Genomic DNA, 20291 nt, shown 5'->3' with positions numbered 1-20291 from the left:
GAGCGTACCGCGCCCATCCCGTGCAACTCTCCGTCCGGCCTGTTTTCCGTCTCGATGCCGCGGCCTGGCTGCCGCGCGCAGCGGCCCTGGTTCTCTTCGTCGCGCTTTGCGCGCTGGCGACACGCTGGATGCTGACCTTCAGCGCGATGCGGACCATCCCGGTCCCGCAAGCCGCGCGCGTGGCGCAGACCGAAGCGGTGGAGACGGGCGCCGTGGCCACGCTGTTCGGCGGCTCGGCCCAGGGCGGCGTGCGCGACGTGCAGCTGATCGGCGTCGTGGCGGATGTGTCCGACGGCGCGGGCGCCGCGATCGTGTCGCTCGACGGCGGCCCGCCCAAGGCCGTGCGGGCGGGCACGGCACTGTCGCAGCAGATTCGCCTGGTGGAAATCCACGGCCGTTCCGTGGTGATCGAGCGCAATGGCGTGCGCCAGGAAATCGTGCTGCCGTTGCAGGCCGGCGTGCCGAAGGCCGGTGCGGCGCCGCTGCCCGCTACGCCCCCCTCGGGCGCGGCGGCGCCCCTTGCCACGCCGATGCCGCCACCCGCGCCTGCACCTGCACCCGCGGTGAGCCAGCCGCCTGCGCAGACGCCGCAGCCGGTACCACCACCGGCGACCATGTTGCAGCAAGCGCCGGCACAACCGCAGATGCAAGACATCGACCCGCACCAGCTGCAGCCCGCCGTGGCGCCACACGCGCCCCTGAACCCGCTCGTGCCCAAGAACTGAGTCCGGCCGCGCTGCCGGTGCCGGCACGTATTCACATATTCGTCATCGCTTGCGATCGCTTACGCCAGGTAGCCCTTTCTGTGAGCCGCGTAACATCGTATTAAAAGCGCCAACTTCGCTGCATCGTCCGCGTTCTAATCCGTACATGCCCACGTGATGAAAAGGAGCAAGACATGCAAGGCAAATCCAAGTCGCAGATCCTCAAGCACTTCCTGGCCGCGTCTGCCGCATTCCTCGTTGCCGGCGGGGCGTTCGCCCAGGCCGCGGCGCCTGCACCGGGAACCGCGCCCGCACCGGGGCAACGCGGCGACATGCACCGCCACATGGAACACGGCGGTGGCATGTGGATGAAGTCGATCGACACCGATGGCGATGGCACGATTTCCAAGGCTGAAGCCGACGCGCTCTTCAACCGCATCGACACCAACCACGACGGCAAGCTCGACAAGAGCGAACTGTCGGCCTTCCGCAAGGCTTCGATGGAGCAACGCCGCGCCGAGATGCAGAAGGAGTTCGAGGCCAGGTTCAAGGCCGCCGACAAGAACGGTGACGGCGCGCTGACCAGGGATGAAGTCAAGGCCGGCCTGCCGCGCCTGGCGCAGCGCTTCGATCAGCTCGACGCCAACCACGATGGCAAGCTGACCCTGGACGAAATCAAGGCGGGCATGGAGAAGATGCATCAGGAACGCATGCAGCGCATGCCGCGCGGACCGGGCGCGCCGTCGGCGCCTTCCAGCAGCGGCGGCTGACCAGCCACGCGCGCCCTGTCCCGGGGCGTTGCCTGATACGGACGCGCGACCTTCGCCGGTCGCGCGTTTTTGTTTTCGTGCGTCGCGATGGTCGAAATACGGGATGGCATGCCGGAAAACCGCCGAACAACCGTAGAATGCCCGCTGCCCGTGCAACAGGCCTGGCGTCCTCCCTGGCCTGCACCCGAGTGGTTTTGCCACGGCAGGCCGGTCCCGCGAAAGCGTGTACGGCAGACCGGTATCTCGTCGTCCATTCCGCCCCAAGAGTGATCGATGCGGCCGCAAATCTGAAGAGATGCCACAAAAAATTGCGTACTTGTGCACAACTTGCTAAATTTGCGCAAAAAAATTGCCAATAAACATATTGCGGAGCAACGAAATCGTGAGCAAGGTGGAGTTGGACAAGATCGACCGGAAGATCCTTGAGGTCCTGCAGACCAACGGCCGGTTGACCAACCTGGAGGTTGCCGAGCGCGTGAACCTCTCGCCGAGTCCGTGCCTGCGGCGCATCCGCCGGCTGGAGGAGATCGGCGTGATCCGGCAGTATGCGGCGCTGCTGGAGCCCGGCAAGATCGGCCTGGGCCTGCTGGCCTATATCAACGTCCGGCTGGAGAAGCATGGGGGCGCGCCCAAGGGCAAGGCACCGCTGGACTTGTTCCGCGCTTCCATCTCCACGTGGCCGGAGGTGGCCGCGTGCCATGCCATGACGGGCGAGATGGACCTGCTGCTCAAGGTCTACGTGGAAGACATGGAGCACTTCGCGCGCTTCATGCAGGAACAGTTGCTGGCCCACCCGTCGGTCATCGACGTGCGTTCGAGCTTTGCGCTGGAAAGCATCAAGGACACCACGGCGCTGCCGGTTGCTGGCGGCTGAGCTGCCGCGCCAAACAAAAACGGCGCATCGTCACGATGCGCCGTCTGGCGTGGGGTCGGGCCTGGCCGGCGCTCGGCGACCGGATCAGGCGGTGCCCTTCTGCGGCACCATCGAGCGCCAGAAGCGCAGCCCGAAGCGGCGCGCGTCGCGCAGGTTGCGGCGCACCAGGTAGTCGAGGTCGGCGACTTGCTCGTCCAGGGCCTCGGTCAGGCGGCTCATGGTGTCTGCGGGCGGCAGTTCCAGGTAGGCGTCGGCCTCGCCGTACGCGTACTGCACCTTCATGCCGGCCTTCTTGGCGATGTGCATCATCGCCGCGTTGCGCGACAGGCAGTGCATGTACAGCGTGCGCACGCTGGTGTTGCGGCCGTGCATGGCGGCGCGCTCGAACAGCGCACTGCCGATGCCGCGACCGCGCGCGCTCTTGGACACCGACACGCCGAATTCCGCCACGCGGCCCTGCGCGTTGTCGCGCAGGTTGGCGAAGTGGCCGACGCCGACCAGTTCGAGCTTTTCGTCGTACACGCCGAACACGGAGTCGTGGTCGAAGTCGATGCTGTCGACATACGCTTCAATCACGTGATCGCCAACCGACTGGCCGAAACGGAGCAGGCGATCCTCCTCGCCCAGGGCGAGGAAATGCTTCAGCAGGCGCGACCGGTGATGGGCGGCCAACTCGCGCACCAGAACGGTGGCGCGCTGGGCGGCCTGTGCGGCGGCTGCCTTGCGCAGATCTTCGTCGGTAACGGCGCCGACGGCCTTGCTCAGTTCGAGCGGATTCACGATGTTTCCTTCCCGGTGCAATCCGGTGCAATCAGCGATAAAAATAGCATTGTCGCGGTGTTTCGCCAGGCACTTTTTGCTTCCATATATGCCGGATTGGGGAAAACACTATATTGATGCGACGTGAAAAGTATTGTAGCGGAACTGTCAGTTAGGCGTAAGCTTCCTGCGCCGCAACAGGTTCTATCGGGTCGGTTTTTTCAAAAAATAATGAGTAAAATCAAAAGTTTAAGAAAATGTGATGAATTGTTGCACCGTTCTGCCTGTGGATTTGGTGCAACGCCGCATTCCTCTGGCCGCGGCGCTCGCGCTGAAGCGGGTACGCCTGATATTCCAGACTGAACCTCCGTGCCGATGACCGAATCCCCCATCGTTGTGATCTACGCGCACCCGAAGCCGCGCCATTCGCGTGTCAACCGTCCGCTGGCGGAAGCGCTGGCGTCGCTGCCACACGTCGCTGTCCATGACCTCTATCGCCGCTATGTCGACTACGACATCGACGTCGTCACCGAACAGCGCGCGCTGGCCGCTGCGGAGACGGTCGTCCTGCAATATCCGGTGCACTGGTACAGCGTGCCCGCGCTGCTCAAGCTCTGGCTGGACGAGGTGCTCGAATATGGCTGGGCCTACGGCCCGGGCGGCACGGCGCTGCGCGGGAAATCCGTGCTCGCGGTGGCGAGTACCGGCGGCACGTTCGATTCCTATGGGCCCGAAGGCAACCATGGCCACGCGATCGAAGCCTTCCTGCTGCCGCTGGAGCAGACCGCGCGGCTGTGCGGCATGGACTGGCTGCCGCCGCTGGTGCTGCACGATGCCGACAACACCGATGCCCACGTCCTGGCCGAGCACATTGCCCATGTCTGCCGGCGCATCGGCGCCCATGAAGGCGGCCCGGCAGCGGCAGGCGCGGAGGTGCGCGCATGAACCAGCATGATTTCCTGATCGCGCTCGTGGTTTTCCTGGTGGCGGCCGTGGTGGCGGTACCGCTGGCGCGCCGCACCGGGCTGGGCGCCGTGCTGGGCTACCTGCTGGCCGGCGCGGCGATTGGCCCGTTCGCGCTGCGGATGGTGACCAATGTCGAGTCGATCCTGCATTTCTCGGAATTCGGCGTCGTGCTGATGATGTTCGTGATCGGGCTGGAGCTGGAACCGCGCAAGCTCTGGGCGCTGCGGCAAAGCATCTTTGGCTATGGCGGTGTCCAGCTTGCCGCCTGCGCGCTGGTGATCGGCATCCTGGCGGTGCTGGTCGGGGCGCCGTGGCCGGTGGCGCTGGTGGCGGGGCTGGGACTGGCACTCTCGTCCACCGCCATCGCCCTGGCCACGCTGGCCGAGCGCAACCTGTTCGGCACGCCCGCGGGCGGGGCCAGCTTCGGCATCCTGCTGTTCCAGGATATCGCGGCCATCCCGATGATCGCGCTGTTGCCGCTGCTGGCGGCGGAAAGCGCGACCGACGCCAGCGGCGCAGGCGGCTGGCAGGCGGCGGCCAAGGGCGTGGCGGTGATTGCCGCCGTGGTGTTCGGCGGCCGCTACCTCGTGCGCCCGGCCCTGCGTTTCATCGCCCGCACGGACATGCGCGAGATGTTCACCGCGTTTGCGCTGCTGCTGGTGGTGGGCATTGCGCTGATGATGGACGCAGTGGGCCTGTCGATGGCGCTGGGCACCTTCGTGGCCGGCGTGCTGCTGGCCGATTCCGAGTACCGCCACGCACTCGAGGCCGACCTGGAGCCGTTCAAGGGCTTGCTGCTCGGCATGTTCTTCATGGCGGTCGGGATGTCGATCGACTTCGCGGTGCTGGCGCGGTCGCCGGCGACTGTGCTCGGCCTGGTGGCGGCATTCGTCGTCGCCAAGACCGCCGTGCTGGTGCTGCTGGCGCGGTACTTTGCCATTGCGCGCGGCCAGCGGCTGCTCTTTGCGCTGCTGATCTCGCAGGGTGGCGAGTTCGCCTTCGTCGTGTTCGGCGTGGCCGGCTCCGCCGGCCTGCTGCCACGCGAAACCGAAGCCTTGCTGGTGCTGATCGTGGCCTTGTCGATGGTGGCCACGCCGTTGCTCCTGCTTGCCTATGACCGCCTGGTAGCACCGCATGTCGGCGCCATGAACCGGCGCCCCGACGATGCCATCACGCCGCAGGACAACCCCGTGCTGATCGCCGGCTTCGGGCGCTTCGGCCAGATCATCGGCCGTTTGCTGTATGCGCAGGGCATCGGCGTCACCGTGCTGGACCATGATCCCGACCAGATCGAGTTCCTGCGCCAGTACGGCTTCACGATCTTCTATGGCGATGCCACCCGGCTCGACCTGCTGGAGGCCGCCGGCATCGCCAAGGCGCGCATCCTGGTCGTGGCCATCGACGGCATGGACGACAGCCTGCAACTGATCGACCGCGTGCGCGAACGCTATCCGGACCTGCAGATCTACGCACGGGCGCGCCATGTGTCGCATATCTACCAGCTCAAGGACCGCGGCGTGCAGCTGTTCGAGCGCGAGATGTTCGAGGGCTCGCTGATGCTGGGCCGGCGGGTGCTGGAAGGATTGGGGTTTGACCCGGCGCAGGCGCGCAGCGTCGCGCTGCGTTTCCGCCGCCACAACATCCAGGCAATCGACCGCTTCTATCCGCACTACACCGACCAGAAGAAGCTGGTGTCGCTGGCGCGCCAGGCGCGCGACGAGCTGGAGGAAATGTTCCGCCAGGACCGCGAGCAGCGGCGCCAGCAGGAAGAGGCGGAGTGGTCTTGATCCCGTGGACGGCCCGCCTTCAGCGGCGGGCCAGTGCTTCGGCGGGGGCGCCCGTCTTGCCCGGCAGGCCGCCTTCGAGCAGGTCCACCACCATGTCGGCGAACGCCGCGTAGGACAGCTTGCCGCCCGGCTTGAGCCAGGTGAAGGTCCAGTTGATCATGCCGAACACGGTCATGGTCAGCGCGGTCTGGTTCTCGCGCGTGACGCGTTCCGGGTACGCACGCCGCAGCATGCGCGAGAACGCCGCGACCACGTCGCGCTCGCGGCCGAGGATGACCACACGCTGCTCTTCGGCCAGGAATTTGACGTCATTGATCAGCGCGATATGGCGCGTCTGGGAGTTCTCGTACTCGGCCAGGAACGCGCGGATCAGGCTGGCGAAGCTTTCGCGGTCGGTGCGGCCCTGGCGCTCGGAATCGGCCTCGACCTCGGTGACGATCAGCATCAGCCGGCGCGTGTAGCGGTCCAGCAGGTCGAACAGGATCGCTTCCTTGCTCTCGTAATAGTGGTACAGGCGCGCCTTGGAGGTGCCGCAGGCGGCGGCCAGGTCGGCCATCGAGGTGCTCGGATAGCTGCTGTTGGCAAAGGCGGCGGCCGCCAGTTCCAGGATTTGCTCGCGCTGTGCTTCGAAGTCGGGGGCCTTGGTTCGCGCCATATCGGTCCGGCAGGGTGTCCGGGGAGGGGGAAGGGAAGGGCGCGTTATTCCGCGCCGGACGTCAGGTGCCGGCGCAGTTCGCAAGTGTCGAGGGAATCCGCGTTGCCGCGCAGGACCAGCCGGCCCGTGGAGATCAGTTCCCGGCAGCGCCAGAATACGAACCAGTCGCTGGCCAGCAAGCCTTCGATAGCGCCCATCACGCTGCCCACCACCTGGGCGGCGGGTGTCCAGTCGGCCGGGGCCCGGTCCATGATGATGTCGTCGATGCTGTGGTAGGCCGCCGGTACCAGCGTATTGCCTTTCCACAGCCGCACGTCGGCATTCTCGCGCACGTTCTGCTGCCATTCGTAGCCGAGCCGCCCCAGGCGCAGCACCGACACCGGCGCGATGGTCGAGAAGCGCCGCGCCAGCCGCGCCGGCGAGTACATGCCGATCGCGGCCAGGCCGGCCTGCGGCGGCAGTTCCAGCTCGCGCAGGTCCATGGCCACTTCATTGATGCGCTGGGGCGCCTGGTACAGGTGGAACACCACGCGGCGCAGCATCAGCTGGTCGGCGGCGCTCTGTCCGTGCCAGATCGCGATTTCCATTTCGCTCTGGCGCAGCATCTGCAGCTGCTCCAGTGCCTGGCGCATTTCGGCGGGAAAGTCGATGTCGGTGTGCGGGGCGACCCGTTGCCAGAAGCCGGCGCGGATCTGGCCAATGCCGTCCACGTCGACAAGCGGTCCCACGGCCAGGTCGTCGCGCAGCACGATCACGGGATCGGGCCGGGCAGCCTGGGCCAGCGCCTGGCGCAGGGTATTTCCGGCGACATCGCCGTTGACGACGTGGATATATTGCATGGCCGTGATTGTATATGCGTGGGACGGTTCTCAGTCACCTTGCGTGGGCCGGCAATGCGCCCCTTTCTTATTGTAATCACGGCGCAACTTCGCTAGATGGTGCAGCTTCAGCGTTCGTCGTAGCTGACCACGACCCGCGGCGTGAGCGCACGGGCCTGGCAGGTCAGCACGAAGCCCTTCTCCATTTCCCACGGTTCCAGCGTGTAGTTCTTCTCCATCTCGACCTGGCCTTCCAGCACCTTGGCGCGGCAGGTGCAACAAACGCCGCCCTTGCACGCATATGGCAGGTCCAGGCCTGCGGCCAGCGCGGTGTCGAGCACTTTGCCGTCTTCCATGGGCAGGCGCATGGTGTGCTGCTTGCCGTCCAGCACGACGACGAGCTCGGCCGTGCCGGCATGATCGGCGTGGGCGGGGGCCGGGGCGCGCTTCTGGCGATCCAACGGCACGCCAAACCGTTCAGCGTGGATGCGGTGCGGGTCCAGCCCGGCGTCGCGCAGCGCGGCTTCCACCTCGTCGATCATCGACGCCGGGCCGCACACGAAGGCGGCGTCGATATCGTCCACCGGGATCAGCGTTGCCAGGAAGGCAGAGACGCGGGCATGGTCCAGGCGTCCGTGCAGCAGGTCGACTTCCTGCGGCTGGCGCGACAGCACGTGGTACAGCGTGAAATGCGCCAGGTACTGGTTCTTCAGGTCTTCGAGCGCTTCGGAAAAAATGATGCTGTCGACGTTGCGGTTGCCGTAGACCAGCGTGAAGCGGCTGCGAGGCTCCGCCGCCAGCGTGGTGCGGATCAGCGACAGCACCGGCGTGATGCCGCTGCCCGCGGCAAAGGCGACATAGTGGCGCGCCGCGCTGGCGTCGAGCGGCACGTAGAAGCGGCCGTCCGGCGTCATGACGTCGACGAGCTGGCCGGGCGCGAGGGAGTCGTGCAGGTGGCTGGAAAACACGCCGTCCTCCACCAGCTTGACCGCCACGCGCAGTTCGCCGCGCTCGGCGTAGTCCTGGACCCCGCAGCAGATCGAGTACGAGCGGCGCAGATCCTGGCCATCGACCGGGGCCTTCAGCGTCAGGAACTGGCCCTGCGTAAAGCGGTAGGCGTCGCGCAGGGATTCCGGCACCTCGAACGCGATGGAGATCGTGTCGGCCGTCTCGGGGCGCAACTGCGCCACGCGCAGCGGATGGAACTGTGGGGTCATGGCAGCTCGCTCGGGACGGTGGATCAGTGGTTTAGTAGGGCTTGAAATAGTCGAATGGCTCGCGGCAGTCCAGGCAGCGGTAGAGCGCCTTGCAGGCCGTCGACGCGAAGCGCGAGATTTCCTGCGTGTGGAAGCTGCCGCAGCGCGGGCACGCGACCGTGTCAGGCGCCCCCGCGCGTGCCGCGCGTGGGACGAAGTTCAGTGGCTGCACGGCGGGCGTTGCTGCCGCTGCGCCGCACGGCTGCGGCGGGGCAATGCCGAACTTGCGCAAGCGTTCGCGCGCAGCGTCGCTGATCCAGTCGGTCGTCCATGCCGGCGACAGGGCGGTGCGGATCCGCCACGGCCCGAGCCCGGCCGCGTCCAGCGCGTGGCCGATATCCTCCGCGATCTGCGACATGGCCGGACAGCCGGAATAGGTCGGCGTGATCGTGATTTCGAGCACGGCACCGTCGGCCACCGCGATCTCGCGCAGGATGCCGAGGTCGCGGATCGACACCACCGGGATTTCCGGGTCGGGGACAGCCTCCAGCACCATCCAGGCACGCGCGGTGCGTTTGGCATGGTCGGATTTGGCCACGGTACTCATGTCGGCTCCCCGTTCGCTGCCGCTCGCGCGCTACCACTGCGCGCCGGGATGGGCGCGCGCCAGGCTTTGCATCTCGGCCAGCAGGTAGCTCATATGCTCCGAATGCAGGCCGTGCTTGCCGGTGGACACGAAGGCGCTCGGCACCGGCTTGTCGAGCGTGGCGACCTCCAGGGTCTCGTCGACCGTTGCCTCCCATGCGTCGCGCAGGTCCGAGGTGGGCACGGCCACGCCCTGCGCGGCAGCGATCCGCTCCACGTCATCGCCCGCAAAGCACTCGTTCATATACGGCATCAGATGGTCGAGCGCGCGCTGCATGCGCCGGTGCGAGTCCCCGGTGCCGTCGCCAAGGCGGACCATCCAGCCGGCGGCGTGGTGCAGGTGATAGCGCGCTTCCTTGGCCGACTTCGCCGCGATGGCGGCCAGCCCGGAGTCGGTGCTGGCCTGCAGCACGTTCCACAGCTCGACCATCAGCGCGCTGTACAGGAAATTGCGCGTGATGGTGACGGCGTAGTCGCGGTCGCTGCTCGCGGTGCCGGCCAGCGGGCCGCTATGCGGCAGCTCGGCCAGCGTCCAGTTGCCGAACTCGCGTTCGCCGCGCCAGTACGCGTAGTCGTCCTCATGGCGCGGCCGGCCGGTCAGTGCGCCTTCGAGTTCGCCGGCGTGGGCGTAGAGCAGCCGGGACTGGCCGATCAGATCCAGGCTGATATTGGCCAGCGCGATGTCCTCTTCGAGCACCGGGCCGTGGCCGCACCACTCGGCATTGCGCTGGCCCAGAATCAGCGCATTGTCGGCGAGCCGCAGCACGTAGCGCAGCGCCGCGGTGCGCTCGGGCGGCAGGTGCGACAGCGCGAGGTCGGGCGTCGGGGTCGTCATGGTGGCGGGCCCTTACATGTGATTGACTTCGTCGGGCAGCTGGTAAAAGGTCGGATGCCGGTAGATCTTGTCGGCCATCGGGTCGAACAGCTCGGCCTTTTCCTCGGGCGCGCTGGCGGTGATGGCGGTCGACGGCACCACCCAGATCGACACGCCTTCCTGGCGGCGCGTATAGACGTCGCGCGCCATGTGCAGCGCCTGCTGCGCGTCGGCCGCATGCAGGCTGCCGCAATGCTTGTGCTCCAGGCCCTGCTTACTGCGCACGAACACTTCCCACAGCGGCCATTCGTTCCGGGTCATGCTGGTCTCCTTGTCCGTTGCCTCAGGCGGCTTCACGCCGCGCCGCGCGCGCAGCCTGCTTGGCGGCGTGAGCCAGCGCGGCTTCGCGCACCCACGCGCCATCGTCATGGGCCTTCACGCGCGTAGCCAGGCGCTCGCGGTTGCACGGCCCGTCGCCGTTGATCACGCGCCAGAACTCGTCCCAGTCCAGCGGACTGTAGTCGTAGTGGCCGCGCTCGTCATTCCATTGCAGGCCCGGGTCGGGCAGCGTGACGCCGAGTACCTTGGCCTGCTCGACCGTCGCATCGACGAATTTCTGGCGCAGGTCGTCATTCGAGATGCGCTTGATGCCCCAGGCCATGGTCTGGGTGCTGTTGGTGGAGGCGGCGTCAGGCGGCCCGAACATCATCAGCACCGGGAACCACCAGCGGTTGACGGCGTCCTGCACCATCTCGCGCTGGGCGTCGGTGCCGCGCATCATCGCCAGCAGCGCGTCGAAGCCCTGGCGCTGGTGGAACGACTCTTCCTTGCAGATGCGGATCATCGCGCGCGCGTACGGCCCGTACGAGCAGCGGCACAGCGGAATCTGGTTCATGATCGCGGCGCCGTCGACCAGCCAGCCGATCACGCCGACGTCGGCCCAGGTCAGCGTCGGGTAATTGAAGATCGACGAATACTTGGCCCGGCCGGTGTGCAGCGCATCGATCATTTCGTCGCGCGAGGCGTTCAGCGTTTCGGCGGCGGAATAGAGATAGAGGCCATGGCCGCCTTCATCCTGCACCTTGGCCAGCAGGATGGCCTTGCGCTTGAGCGATGGCGCGCGGCTGATCCAATTGCCTTCGGGCAGCATGCCGACAATTTCCGAGTGCGCGTGCTGGGAGATCTGCCGGACCAGCGTCTTGCGGTACGCCTGCGGCATCCAGTCCTGCGGCTCGATCTTGCTGTCGGCGGCCATGCGTGCATCGAACGCCGCCTGGCGGCTGGCGTCGTCGAGGCCAGGCTCGGATGGAGCGACCGCAGCGGGATTGCCGGGCAAGTCCAGACTCTGCGTGTACATGGGAGCCTCCTTTGGCGGCGCCCGGTTCTCGCGACCGGCTTGCGCCTGGGTTCGGCCCCATTATATATAAGCCGACCGGTCGGTCAATTAAACGGAATGCGCGCCACGCGACCTGGCTCGGAAGCAGCGTCCTGGCAACTTTTACAAAGACAAGCAAAGCCGGCGCGACATGGGCTCGCGTGCGGGCTCGCTTCAATGACTGGGCGATCGGTACGAAACTTGCGCGGCGTACTGTTCGCCATGACAAACGATGCTCAAGCTTCGCTGCTACGTCCCGGGCACAACTGCTGGCGCGTGAAGCCATGCGCGCGCTTTGCGATGCTGGTCGATGCGGATGCCTACTTCACCGCGCTGCGCGAGGCGTTCATGCGTGCCGAGCAAACCATCTTCATCCTCGGGTGGGACATCGACAGCCGAATGCGACTGACGTACGACGCGCCGGACGATGGCTTGCCGGCCGAGCTTCGCGACTTTCTCAATGCCCTGTGCGAGCGCCGCAGCGGCCTGCACATCTATGTGCTGAGCTGGGATTTCGCCATGGTGTTTGCGTTCGAGCGCCAGTTCCTGCCCGCGGCGCGGCAGCACTGGCAGGCACACCGCCGGCTGTCGTTCTGCCTGGATGGAAGTCACCCTGCCGGCGCATCGCACCACCAGAAGGTGGTGGTCATCGATCACTGTCTTGCGTTCGTGGGCGGGCTGGACCTGACCATCCGCCGCTGGGATACGCCGGACCACCGTGCCGACGACCCGCGCCGGATCGATCCGGACGGCAAGCCTTACGCGCCGTTCCATGACGTGCAGTGCATGGTCGACGGCGCGGCCGCGCGCGCCTTGGGCGACCTCGCGGCCGAGCGTTGGCTGCACGCGACGGGACGCCATCCGCACGTACCGGAGATGCCGCAGTCGGACCCTTGGCCCAGCGCGGTCTCACCGGACGCCACCGAGATGCCGGTCGGCATCAGCCGCACGTATCCGGCCCGCGACGATGCGCCCGCCGTCAGCGAAGTTCGCGCACTCCACGCCGATGCGATCGCCGCCGCGCAAAGCAGCCTCTATCTCGAAAACCAGTACTTCAGTTCGGGACTGATTGCCGACGCCTTTGCGTCGCGCCTGCGCGACCCCGAGGGGCCCGACATCGCCCTGGTCTCGCGCCGCTCGGAAAGCGGCTGGCTGGAGGAGGCCACCATGGGCGTACTGCGGGCGCGACTCTGCCGGGACCTGCGCGCGGCCGATGCGCATGGTCGTTTCCGGCTCTATTGTCCGGAAGTGCCCGGCTTGCGAAGCGCCTGCGTCAACGTCCACAGCAAGGTGATGGTCGTGGACGACCGCCTGCTGACGATCGGCTCGGCGAACCTCAGCAACCGGTCCTTCGGGCTCGATACCGAATGCAACCTGGTTATCGAATCGAACGGCGACGCCCGTATCGCGGCTTCGATCCGCGCGATGCGCGACCGGCTGCTTTGCGAACACCTTGCGGTCACGCCCGAGGTCCTGCATCGGGCGATGGCAACGCATCCCCGGCTGCATGACGCGCTGCGCGCGCTGCATCGGACCGAAGGCCGCACGCTGGAGCCTTTTACGCCGAGCGTTGCCGAAGATGTCGACGCCGTGCTGCCCGACGCCACGCTGCTCGACCCGATCGAGCCCATCGACACCGACCAGGTGATGGCGGAGTTCATCGGCCACGAGACGCGGCCGCGCGCGGCCAGCCACGTGGCCATGCTGGTGGTTTTCGTGCTCGCGCTGGCCGGCGTGGTGTTCGCATGGCGCTACACGCCGCTGCGCGAGTGGACCGACTTCCGGCATCTGCTGGCGCTGATGGAACGGGTCGACGACATGCCCCTGGCCCCGCTCGTCATGTTGGGAGCGTATGTCGTTGGCGGGTTGATGATGTTCCCCGTGACCGTGCTGATCGTGGTGACGGTGGTGGTGTTCGGGCCGTTGTATGGGGCCGCGGTGGCGCTGGCCGGCACGGTGCTGGGCACGGCAGCGGGCTACACGGCCGGACGCCTGCTCGGTCGCGATGCGGTGCAGCGCTTTGGCGGCCGGCGGCTGAACCGGCTCAGCCAGCGGGTCGGCCAGCACGGCGTGCTGGCGATGGTGGCGCTAAGACTCGTGCCGGTGGCGCCGTTCACGCTGGTCAATCTCGTGGTCGGCGCGTCGCGCATCCGCCTGCGCGATTGCCTGCTGGGGACCGCCATCGGCATGTCGCCGGGCATCATCGTGTCGGCGTCATTGGTCGACCGCATCGCCGCCGTGGCGCACAATCCCGGCGCCGCGACATTCGCGCTGCTGGGGCTTGTGTTATTGCTGCCGGCCGGCCTGTGGCTGTTCCTGCGGCGAAGACGGCAGCGCCGCACACGGGCCCGGCAAGGCCCTGCATGCGGCACAGGCGTCGTCCACACGAGCGGCACGCGCGCCGCATCGAGCGAGCGGCCGCAATGAACGCGCCCACCCCGGCCGTGGCGGCCAGGCATGCCGAAATCATGGTGGCCAGCTACAACATCCACGGCGGCGTCGGTACTGACGGGCATTTCGTACCCAAGCGGATCTGCGAAGTGCTGCGCGAACTGCGCGCCGACCTGGTCGCGCTGCAGGAGGTGGAAACCCGCGCCACCGGCTTCGACATGCTGCGCTTTCTGTCCGAACATACCGGGCTGCACGCGATACCGGGACCGACGCTGGTGCGCGATGGCGGCGACTATGGCAATGCCTTGCTGACGCGCTACCCACCGATGGCCGTTCGTCACATCGATCTCAGCGTGAACGGGTACGAACCACGCGGCGCGATCGATGCGCAGCTCGCCTGCAATGCGGTCGAGTCCGGCACCTTCGCGTTGCGCGTGATCGCCACGCACCTCGGCCTGCGACCCGGCGAGCGCCGTGCGCAGGTGCGCAAGCTGCTTACAGCGCTGGCCGAAGTCCCGGCCCAGCCGACCATCCTGCTGGGCGATGTCAATGAATGGTTCCTGTGGGGCCGGCCGTTGCGCTGGTTGCATGCGTATTTCGAACGCACGCCGCATGTCTCGACGTTTCCGTCGCGCTGCCCGCTGCTCGCGCTCGATCGGATCTGGACCTCGCCGCGCGCGCACCTGGTCGCGGTGGCAAGCCACCGCAGCCCGCTCGCGCGGCTCGCCTCCGATCACCTGCCGCTGCTGGCGCGCATGCAGCTCAGTTCAAGGTAGGTGGGTCATGCCTGCGCGGCATCCTTCCTAGGGCGGCGCACCGCTCTGAGCTTTCCGCTGCTGCCGCCGCCACAGTAGAACTGGTCCCCGCCATCGGATTCGAGCCCGCTCACGCTGACACCCGCTGGCATCTCGAGCCGCTCCAAGACTTCGCCGGAGCGAGGATCAATGCGCCGCAGATCGCTGGCTTCGCCTTCCCATGTGCCGTGCCATAGTTCGCCATCGACCCATGTGACGCCGGTTACGAAGCGGTTCGACTCCAGGGTGCGAAGCACTTTGCCGGTTTCCGGGTCAAGCTGGTGGATCTTTCGCTCGCGATATTGCCCCACCCAGAGAGATCCTTCCGCCCAGGCCAGACCCGAGTCGCCTCCGCCGCCGGGCGCGGGAATGGTGGCAAGCACGCGGCCGGTCTGTGGATCGATTTTCTCGATGCGGCTCTCGGAGATCTGGAACAAGTGTTGTCCGTCGAACGCTGTTCCCGCATGCGCGGGCAATTCGATGGCGCGCACTGTCTGCCCGCTGGCCGGATCGAGCGCGTTGAGCTTGTCGCCGGAGGCGAACCATACCTGGCGTCCGTCGTAGGTGACGCCGTGGATGGCGTCGACGCCCGGGAACGGGCCGTATTCCCGAATGATTTCCGCTGCTGATGATCGCTTCATGTTCCTGTCCTCGTCACGGGTTGATGTGCGTTTCATGCTAGCTGCCTGGCAGCGGCGCAGGGAGTAACAAGGTCGTCGCGAATCCAGGGATAGGGGGCGTCATCCAGCGACGCGCGCGGCCGTGGCCGACGGGCTGCACCTTGCCCGTTGCCGCCAGGGCATCGAGGGCGCGCTGCATGGTGCGCTGGCTGGCGCCGAGCGCAAGCGCCAGAGCTGAGCTTGACCACGACTCGCCATCGGCCAGGCAGGCTAGTACGGTGGCGTAGGCGTCTTCGACGGGGAGTGCCAGCACGGCGACATCGGTTGCATCGCGGGGCGCGAGCGCGAATCCGCGGCCAGTCGCCGTGATGTCACCCAGCGGCCCAAGCGCCGCGCGAAGCCGGCCGATCTCCACGCGCAGCCGCGCACGGTGCGAAGCATCGGAGAACTTCGTGCGGAACGCGCGCGCGATCAGCGTGTCGCGCGGCACATCGTCCGGCCACGCTTCTCCAAGCATGCGTGCAAGGGCGAACAACACCGGGCGCCGGGCAAGCGCGACCACGCTGTGGTTGTTGCGCACGACGAGGCGACACGCATCGACCACCAGTGTTCCGGAGGCCAGTAGCGTTTCCACTTCGTCGAGCCGGAGCAACCGCTCGCTGCCGCGCGTGAGCAAGCGTGCAGCAGGCGTATCGAGGACGACGGAGGCGTTTTCCACCTCGGCCATCAAGGCAGGAATGCCGGCCTGACGCGCCGCGTCGGCGGCCCGGCCGAGCGCGACGCGGGCCGCCGTCGTCCGCAGGCGCCGGATTGCGATGCCGGCCGCGACAAGTTCGTGCGCGGCCCGCAGGGCGGGCGGCAGGGGCGTAGCGAGATCCAGTCCGGCAAGCCGGTGTTCAGCCTCATCGAGATGGCCGGTCAGCAGCAGGCGACGGACCTGCAGATAGTGGGCATGCGCTGCGTTGGCTCGGTCGCCGTGCGCTTCCAGCGTGGCGCGCGCCGCGTCCAGCGCCCGGACTGGGCAGCCCAGGTCTCGCGAGGCGAGGGCGATCTCGGCCTCGGCGACGATGCAACGCGCGCCAGCCACTGCCTCCTTCGGGCCGAACGCGCGCGCGGCGGCACGCAACAGTGCCTTGGCCCGGGCAAAATCGCCCAGTTGCGCCATGGCGATCCCGCGGAGCGCCAGCGCCGGTGCATCGTCACGGAGGGCGACGCGGTTGAGCGCGCCGAGCGGATCACCTGACGCAAGCGCGCAAGCGGCAGCTGTGATTAGCGAGTCCATCCGGATTCCGCCACGCTTCTCATCTCATCGTTGGTGATCGCGCGTAATCTAGCATGCGGCTGTCCGCCGCGTGCCGCAGGCAGCACGTGTAGTATGGGAAAGGCGGCTTGCAGCCGCCATTCCCTTTTCCTGTCCACGGAGGTAACGAAGATGACCGGCGCGGCGTACAACAAGATCGTGGTAGCGGTGGACGGCAGCAGCACGTCCACCCTGGCCCTGGATGAGGCGGTTCGGGTGGCGGGCCCGGGCGGCGCAACCGTGCTCGCTCTCTATGTCGTGGACAGCGCGACGCCGCTTTTCGATGCGGGCTTCTACGATCCAAGCCAGGTTCAGAAGGCGTTCGTAGAGAGTGGGCAGCGCGCGCTCGAAGAGGCCGCCAGGCACCTGGCCGCCGCCAATGTGAAGCACGAAACCAGGCTGGTGAGCGAAGCACCCGTACCGGGCGACATCGGGGCCTCCATCAATGAAGCGGCGCATCAGTGGGGGGCCGATTTGCTCGTGATTGGCACGCATGGGCGGCGCGGCGTGCGCCGGCTGGTGCTGGGCAGCGTGGCCGAGGCGGTGATCCGGCAATCCACCATGCCGGTGCTGCTGGTGCGTGGTGAAGGCGCCGCGGACTGAGTTACAGGGGCCGGCGGTCAGCCCGCGAAGCGGAAATGTCCGCTGCGCAGCACGATCTCGCGGGCTTCGGTCAGTTCGAACAGGCTTTCCGCCAGTTGCTCGATGCGCTGGCGATTGCTGGTAAACGCAGCCAGCAGGTCCTCCTCGCGCGGCGAACGCGCGCCGAAGTGCGCTTCGAGCGCTTCGGCTGTGACGGAATACCGGGTTGGACTGCCGTTGACCGTTGCCGGGCAGGACAGCCTCAGGCTGACCGCGCAGTAGGTCGGGGTGGCGCGAGGAAACGAGACAGCGGACATGACGTACCCCTCGTGCGGTCGACGAATCAATGACAACAGTCTAGGACATTGGTCGGCGTGGTAAAGGCTGCAAATCGCCCTTGCGTCGAATCGGGCACGGTGAAACAACTGGCTCCGCTCCGCGACGGCAGAATTGGTGCGATGCGGCAAATCAGCGAATCCATGTGTCGTCCGCAACGATCCGCAGCACTGTTGCATCATCGCGAGGCAATCGCCTCAAGTTCGGGCCGCGTCCGGATTGCGCCTGCGGTCGCGGCGGAAAGCCAATGACGGGGTCAGCTTTGCCAGATTTCGGGCAAAAAAAACCCGCGCAGTGTTCTGCGCGGGTTGGAATCCACCGAGGTGGTGGAGGAGACAGACTTCACTATACACGTCTTGTTGCGACGCACCAAGTAGTGATCAGGGAATGTTCTGCTTTTGACACATTGTGTTGTGTCACTACAACGAGCGCGGCCGAATTTTGCTGTCGTGCGGCGAATGCGGCGCTTCTTTCAAGTTCTATCGAAACAGATACGCAGCCCCGACAGCGCAGAACAAGCCGGCGACATCGGCCACCAGCGCGCATGCGAGCGCCTGCCGCGTATTGCGCACGTTGACGCTGCCGAAATAGACCGCCAGGACATAGAACGTGGTCTCGGTCGATCCTTGGATGATGGCTGCAAGCCGGCCCTGGAAGGAACCTACGCCATAGGTCGTCATCACATCCACCATCAGTCCGCGGGCGCCGGCGCCGGAGAGGATCTTCATTAACCCGACGGGCAGCGCGGGCACGAACTCCGTATCAAGGCCCAGCCAGGCGAAGCCGGCGGTCAGGCCGTGCATCAGAATGTCCATACAGCCGGTAGCTCGGAATAGCCCGATTGCCACCAGGATCGCAACAAGGTATGGAATGATTTGCACGGCGACGCCGAAGCCTTCCTTGGCGCCATCGATAAAGGCTTCATAGACGTTGATGCGGCGTATGGCGCCGCACACCAGGAAGAGGGTGATCAGCGAAAGAATGAAGCCGCTGCCTGCCAGTGCTGTGAGCTGGCTCACCTTGTCCGGTGACGCATGACGAAGCCAGGCCAGGAGTCCACCCAGGCCTAGCGCGGCCATGGCAAAGGCGGCGAGCACCGCCGGCCGGAACAGGTTCAGCCGCTGGACCCATGCAACCGCCAGCAGGCCTGCCACGAACGAGCCACCGGTGGCCAGCAGCGTTGGAAGGAAGATATCCGCCGCATTGAACCCGACCAGCCCTTGCTTGATCGCAATGGCCTGCCGCATGGCGATGACCGAAGTCGGGATCAGCGTCAGGCCAGCGGTATTCAGTACGATGAACATGATCTGGGCATTGGTCGCCACTTCAGGACGCGGGTTCAGTGTCTGGAGTTCGCGCATCGCGTTGAGGCCCAGCGGCGTCGCGGCGTTGTCCAGCCCGAGCAGGTTGGCCGAGATGTTCATCATCATTGCGCCCTGGGCCGGATGGCCTTGCGGCACGCCGGGGAAGAAGTGACGCAGCAGCGGGTTCACCAGCCGCGCAAAGGCATCCACGACGCCGGCGCGCTCGCCAATCCGCATGATGCCGAGCCAGAGGCTCATGATCCCGGCCAGTCCCAAAGCGATCTCGAATGCTGTGCGGGCGCTGTCAAACAGGCTGGCCAGCATCGCCGGGAACACTGCAACGTCGCCATTGGCGAGCCGTATGCACGCCGCCAGGAAGGCAGTCAGGAAGAAACCGAGCCAGACGAAGTTCAGGACCATCGGAAGTCAGGACGAAGAAGGGATGGCCGGGTCGGATTTGCGGCCCCGGACCCGGACAAGCGTCGCATCATAGCCGCGCGCCGTTGCGGGTGGCAGGATCTTCGTCAGGCGATTTGTGCGCCGCGCTCGGCGAGCAGTTCGCGCAGTACCGAGCGGTGACAGTGCGCCTCGTCTTCGCAATAGCAGCCCACGGAGAAATTGGCCTTATGCGAGAGCGCTGCCAGCAGGTCCAGCGTATGGCTGGCATCGGGCTCGGCCATCTCCTTGCGGAAATGCCTGACGAAGGTGCGCCAGGCTTTATCGTCCTCGGCGGAAAGTGCCTCGGCGACCAGTTCAGCCGAGGGCGACAGGACGGGATACCAGACGTCGTAGTAATCGCGGCTGGCAAACTCTGCCTTGGGGACGCCCCGAGGCGGGCGTCGGACCGTGCCAATGCGAAGGCCTTCATCCGCGGCGCGCGGGGAACCCAATCGAACAATCCGGATGGTCATGGAAGTCTCCGCACGGCAGTTGCGAGATGCTGAAGTCTTCGATGATGAATCATCGTGTCGCGCATGACAAACGCCTGCATGTGGCGCTTGGGGCGGTCGTCTGTTCGGAACATCCTTATATATATGTGCACTGGCATTTGGAGGGCGTCCGAACAGTGAGCGGATAGCGGATCCCAACGCGCGCTTTCTCATGCTTCATGCGCCGTCTTTCTGTCGCCTGGAATTATTTTCCGGAATGGCTTGCCAAAGCCGGCGGGCCGCCGTAATATTCGCCCCCTCGCAACACAACGCGGCGCTGCAAAGCAGACGCAGCAAGGGTTGCGGGGTTGATCGGGTGGTTCGGCGGCGCGAAGTTGGCGTGACGAACGGAGCAAAAAAGATTGCTGACCTGGTTGACGAAACGAAGAAAGTGCTACATAATCTCGTTTCTCTGCTGCAAACAACGCAGCGCGCTGAGCGGCAAAGCCGGCGGCGAAGCTCTTTAACAACCAAACAACCGATAAGTGTGGGCGCTGGGTAGCGGACGCACGAAGTTTTCGGACTTCGGAGCTTCACAAGTTATACAGTGCTCGCACAGCAAAACGTGACTGGATTTTCGGATCTGGTCAGTCAGTTTTCTGAGAGTGAGCGACCGCTCGAAAGAGCGAGGACCTTCGGGTCCACACAGAGATTGAACTGAAGAGTTTGATC

The 20291-nt window shown here is 66.2% G+C and carries 21 protein-coding genes; 8 read left to right on the top strand and 13 right to left on the bottom strand.

All coding sequences use genetic code 11. The features are described from left to right. Positions 1-20: 20 nt before the first annotated feature. The 3 genes from AC3FKG_RS10105 (at position 21) to AC3FKG_RS10095 (ending at position 2348) form a co-directional block, all read left to right on the top strand. Positions 21-725, top strand: a complete 705-nt coding sequence (locus AC3FKG_RS10105) for a type II secretion system protein N (protein ID WP_488742980.1) — start codon at positions 21-23, stop codon at positions 723-725. A 173-nt stretch (positions 726-898) separates the two neighbouring features. Continuing rightward, positions 899-1474, top strand: a complete 576-nt coding sequence (locus AC3FKG_RS10100) for an EF-hand domain-containing protein (RefSeq protein WP_483709680.1) — start codon at positions 899-901, stop codon at positions 1472-1474. A 382-nt stretch (positions 1475-1856) separates the two neighbouring features. Beyond that, positions 1857-2348, top strand: coding sequence for an Lrp/AsnC family transcriptional regulator (locus AC3FKG_RS10095; RefSeq protein WP_211946200.1), 492 nt, complete (start codon positions 1857-1859; stop codon positions 2346-2348). Positions 2349-2432: 84 nt separating this feature from the next. On the opposite strand, the gene AC3FKG_RS10090 is transcribed toward AC3FKG_RS10095, so the two are convergent. After that, positions 2433-3128: a GNAT family N-acetyltransferase gene (locus AC3FKG_RS10090; protein ID WP_483709679.1), complete on the bottom strand. Its 696-nt coding sequence runs from the start codon at positions 3126-3128 to the stop codon at positions 2433-2435. Positions 3129-3482: 354 nt separating this feature from the next. Here AC3FKG_RS10090 and kefF point away from each other — a divergent pair, with 354 nt between their 5' ends. Together kefF and kefC are read left to right on the top strand one after the other, a co-directional pair. Beyond that, positions 3483-4052: a glutathione-regulated potassium-efflux system oxidoreductase KefF gene (gene kefF, locus AC3FKG_RS10085; protein ID WP_488742979.1), complete on the top strand. Its 570-nt coding sequence runs from the start codon at positions 3483-3485 to the stop codon at positions 4050-4052. Then, on the top strand, positions 4049-5860 hold the full coding sequence (kefC, locus tag AC3FKG_RS10080; protein ID WP_488742978.1) for a glutathione-regulated potassium-efflux system protein KefC: 1812 nt from the start codon (positions 4049-4051) through the stop codon (positions 5858-5860). Before kefF ends, kefC begins: the two co-directional genes overlap by 4 nt. A gap of 19 nt (positions 5861-5879) precedes the next feature. Here the strand turns inward: kefC and AC3FKG_RS10075 are convergent, their stop codons facing one another. The 7 genes from AC3FKG_RS10075 to paaA all read right to left on the bottom strand — a co-directional run bounded on the left by AC3FKG_RS10075 (position 5880) and on the right by paaA (position 11345). Beyond that, the gene (locus tag AC3FKG_RS10075; protein WP_483709674.1) at positions 5880-6515 is read right to left on the bottom strand and encodes a TetR/AcrR family transcriptional regulator; all 636 of its coding nucleotides are present in this window, start codon (positions 6513-6515) and stop codon (positions 5880-5882) included. A 44-nt stretch (positions 6516-6559) separates the two neighbouring features. Further along, positions 6560-7354, bottom strand: a complete 795-nt coding sequence (locus tag AC3FKG_RS10070; protein WP_483709672.1) for a DUF1835 domain-containing protein — start codon at positions 7352-7354, stop codon at positions 6560-6562. Positions 7355-7461: 107 nt separating this feature from the next. Beyond that, positions 7462-8550, bottom strand: a complete 1089-nt coding sequence (gene paaE / locus AC3FKG_RS10065; RefSeq protein ID WP_488742977.1) for a 1,2-phenylacetyl-CoA epoxidase subunit PaaE — start codon at positions 8548-8550, stop codon at positions 7462-7464. Positions 8551-8581: 31 nt separating this feature from the next. After that, entirely contained in the window at positions 8582-9136 is a 555-nt protein-coding gene (gene paaD, locus AC3FKG_RS10060) for a 1,2-phenylacetyl-CoA epoxidase subunit PaaD (protein WP_483709670.1), read from the bottom strand. Positions 9137-9166: 30 nt separating this feature from the next. After that, positions 9167-10009, bottom strand: coding sequence for a 1,2-phenylacetyl-CoA epoxidase subunit PaaC (gene paaC, locus AC3FKG_RS10055; RefSeq protein WP_483709669.1), 843 nt, complete (start codon positions 10007-10009; stop codon positions 9167-9169). A 12-nt stretch (positions 10010-10021) separates the two neighbouring features. Then, on the bottom strand, positions 10022-10309 hold the full coding sequence (gene paaB / locus AC3FKG_RS10050) for a 1,2-phenylacetyl-CoA epoxidase subunit PaaB (RefSeq protein ID WP_483709668.1): 288 nt from the start codon (positions 10307-10309) through the stop codon (positions 10022-10024). A gap of 22 nt (positions 10310-10331) precedes the next feature. Further along, entirely contained in the window at positions 10332-11345 is a 1014-nt protein-coding gene (paaA, locus tag AC3FKG_RS10045; RefSeq protein WP_488742976.1) for a 1,2-phenylacetyl-CoA epoxidase subunit PaaA, read from the bottom strand. Between the two features lie 240 nt (positions 11346-11585). On the opposite strand from paaA, the gene AC3FKG_RS10040 reads away from it, so the two are divergent. Continuing rightward, positions 11586-13790: a VTT domain-containing protein gene (locus AC3FKG_RS10040; RefSeq protein WP_488742975.1), complete on the top strand. Its 2205-nt coding sequence runs from the start codon at positions 11586-11588 to the stop codon at positions 13788-13790. Next, complete coding sequence (locus AC3FKG_RS10035; protein ID WP_483709665.1) at positions 13787-14530, top strand: endonuclease/exonuclease/phosphatase family protein; 744 nt, start codon at positions 13787-13789, stop codon at positions 14528-14530. Before AC3FKG_RS10040 ends, AC3FKG_RS10035 begins: the two co-directional genes overlap by 4 nt. A 5-nt stretch (positions 14531-14535) precedes the next feature. On the opposite strand, the gene AC3FKG_RS10030 is transcribed toward AC3FKG_RS10035, so the two are convergent. Both AC3FKG_RS10030 and AC3FKG_RS10025 read right to left on the bottom strand, forming a co-directional pair. Continuing rightward, on the bottom strand, positions 14536-15189 hold the full coding sequence (locus AC3FKG_RS10030) for a Vgb family protein (protein WP_483711563.1): 654 nt from the start codon (positions 15187-15189) through the stop codon (positions 14536-14538). A gap of 37 nt (positions 15190-15226) precedes the next feature. After that, entirely contained in the window at positions 15227-16450 is a 1224-nt protein-coding gene (locus AC3FKG_RS10025) for a helix-turn-helix domain-containing protein (protein WP_488742974.1), read from the bottom strand. 150 nt (positions 16451-16600) lie between these two features. Here AC3FKG_RS10025 and AC3FKG_RS10020 point away from each other — a divergent pair, with 150 nt between their 5' ends. Continuing rightward, entirely contained in the window at positions 16601-17071 is a 471-nt protein-coding gene (locus AC3FKG_RS10020) for a universal stress protein (RefSeq protein WP_488742973.1), read from the top strand. Between the two features lie 17 nt (positions 17072-17088). Here the strand turns inward: AC3FKG_RS10020 and AC3FKG_RS10015 are convergent, their stop codons facing one another. The 3 genes from AC3FKG_RS10015 to AC3FKG_RS10005 all read right to left on the bottom strand — a co-directional run bounded on the left by AC3FKG_RS10015 (position 17089) and on the right by AC3FKG_RS10005 (position 19601). Next, complete coding sequence (locus tag AC3FKG_RS10015) at positions 17089-17367, bottom strand: DUF1488 family protein (protein ID WP_483709662.1); 279 nt, start codon at positions 17365-17367, stop codon at positions 17089-17091. Between the two features lie 498 nt (positions 17368-17865). Then, the gene (locus tag AC3FKG_RS10010) at positions 17866-19110 is read right to left on the bottom strand and encodes a nucleoside recognition domain-containing protein (RefSeq protein ID WP_483709661.1); all 1245 of its coding nucleotides are present in this window, start codon (positions 19108-19110) and stop codon (positions 17866-17868) included. A 104-nt stretch (positions 19111-19214) separates the two neighbouring features. Beyond that, a complete protein-coding gene (locus tag AC3FKG_RS10005) occupies positions 19215-19601 on the bottom strand; it encodes a DUF488 domain-containing protein (protein WP_483709660.1) in 387 nt (128 codons plus the stop codon). Positions 19602-20291 lie beyond the last annotated feature (690 nt).

The sequence above is a fragment of the Cupriavidus sp. 22TCCZM04-2 genome, from assembly GCF_057798895.1.
This window is presented reverse-complemented; position numbering and strand designations above follow the sequence as displayed.